Annotated in this window: 2 protein-coding genes; both read right to left on the bottom strand. The window is 62.0% G+C overall.

The features are described from left to right. Window positions 1–69: 69 nt before the first annotated feature. Window positions 70–849: an IS21-like element ISKpn7 family helper ATPase IstB gene (gene istB, locus HMPREF3143_RS00005; RefSeq protein WP_004152394.1), complete on the bottom strand. Its 780-nt coding sequence runs from the start codon at window positions 847–849 to the stop codon at window positions 70–72. Continuing rightward, on the bottom strand, window positions 846–1,871 hold the full coding sequence (gene istA, locus HMPREF3143_RS00010; RefSeq protein ID WP_004199214.1) for an IS21 family transposase: 1,026 nt from the start codon (window positions 1,869–1,871) through the stop codon (window positions 846–848). The genes istB and istA overlap by 4 nt, the downstream gene beginning before the upstream one ends. Window positions 1,872–1,958: the final 87 nt, after the last annotated feature.

Here is a 1,958-nt window from a genome sequence, read left to right on the forward strand (position 1 = left end):
GTGTCAACACCAACTGAAAACTGACCCACTTTACCCCTGAATCACCAAAGTAATACTGACCCACCTGGATCATTCGGGTTTGGAATTTTTCCTGACCACTCCCGCCTTCCTCTTGTCCTTCAAGCGGTAGCTTTCGCCGCTCAGGGTCAGGATATGGGCATGGTGCAGCAGCCGATCCAGCATCGCGGCTGTCAGGGTGGTATCGCCGGCAAACGCGTCGGCCCACTGGCTGAACGGCAGGTTCGAGGTCAGGATCATCGCCCCTTTCTCATAGCGCTTCGCCACCACCTGAAAGAACAGGTTCGCTTCCTCGCGTCCGAAAGGCAGGTAGCCGATCTCATCGATCACCAGCAGCCGTGGACCGAGGATGGCGCGGTTGAAGTATTCCTTCAGCCGCCCTTGTCGCTGCGCCGTGCTCAGTTGCAGCATCAGGTCGGCTGCCGTGATGAAGCGTGTCTTGACCCCGGCTTGCGCGGCCTTGTAACCCAAGGCGATGGCGAGGTGGGTCTTGCCGATGCCAGAGGGTCCGATCAGCACCACGTTCTCGGCCCGTTCGACAAACGCCAGACTGCCCAGCTCCTGCACCAGTGCCTTGGGCACGCCGGGGTTGAAGCTGAAGTCATAGTCCTCCAGGGTCTTGATGCCCGGGAAGCAAGCCATCCGCGTCAGCAGTTCGCGGCTGCGCTGCTGGCGACACCCCGCTTCATGCCGCAACAGGTGTTCCAGGAAGTCGGTGAAGCTGAAGTCCTCGCGCACCGCCTGCTGCGCCAGGACGGGGTAATGCGTTGCCACCCGTTCGAGTTTGAGTTGCTGGCACAGGGCGTCGATCCGCTCATGCTGGAGGTTCATCGGCAGGCCTCCCCAATTGCGTCATAGACAGACAGTGGGTGCTGGAGAGATTCCAGTGGTACCGGGCGGAGACTGTTATCCAGCAGGGGGGCCTCGTCGCGCCGCACACGGGATGGCAAGGGTTGCAGGTGTTCCCGCTCCTGCCGCCAACGGTCGATGGGGCGCTCGTTCAGGGTGGCGTGGACCCGCACATTCGCCTCGTCTGCCAACCAGTCACGGACGCGTCGGTTGGCAGCAGCACAATCGAGCAGCAGCCCCGTGCCCTTCATCCGGGTCAGCAACGGGTTGTAGAAGCTCTCGCGGAAGTAGCGATTGAAGCGCTCGACCTTGCCTTTGGTCTGGGCCCGATACGGGCGACACAGCCGGATCCGGAACCCCAGGTCATCGGCCAGTTGAAGCAAGCCGGGGTGAAAACGGTGCTTGCCGTCACCGTAGGCATCGCGTTCCAGCACCACGGTCTTCATGTTGTCGAACAACACCTCGCGGGGCACACCGCCCAGATAGTCAAAAGCCAGCAACAGGGAGTCCCGCACGGACTCGAAGGATTCGTCCGGTACGAAGGTGACAAACGTCATGCGGCTGTATCCCAGCGTGGCGACGAAGGCCGACATGGGGGATCTGGCCCGGCGCAAGACCACGAAATCAGCCTGCAACTGCCGTCCGGGCTCGGTCTCGAAACGGACGGCCGGACCTGCTTCGCGGCGGGCGGGCTTGAGCGTGGCGAGGAAGGCGCGCAATAACGAGAGACCGCCGCCATACCCTTGAGCGCGGATTTCCCGATTCAGGACGGTGGCAGGCAGCCAGATGGGGTGGGCCTGCTCGACCCGTTGCCGCAGATAAGATTCAAATGGCCCCAGTTTGGTGGGGCGTGGTTCACGGGGCTGGTATCGCGCTACCGACGGATCGCGGAGGTAGCGGCGCACGGTATTGCGCGAGACCCCCAACGTGCGGGCGATGTGCCGGATGGAGTGGCCCTGTCGGGCAAGAACTCTGATTTCCACGGTTTGCTCCTGGGTCAACATCGACGGCCTCGAAAAGGCCGCCAAACTAGCCCAGGTGGATCAGTTTTACTTCGCTGGGGTGGGTCAGTTTTACACTGCTGCTAACAC

The sequence above is a fragment of the Enterobacter sp. HMSC16D10 genome (assembly GCF_001807145.1).
Lineage (GTDB): Bacteria > Pseudomonadota > Gammaproteobacteria > Enterobacterales > Enterobacteriaceae > Enterobacter > Enterobacter roggenkampii.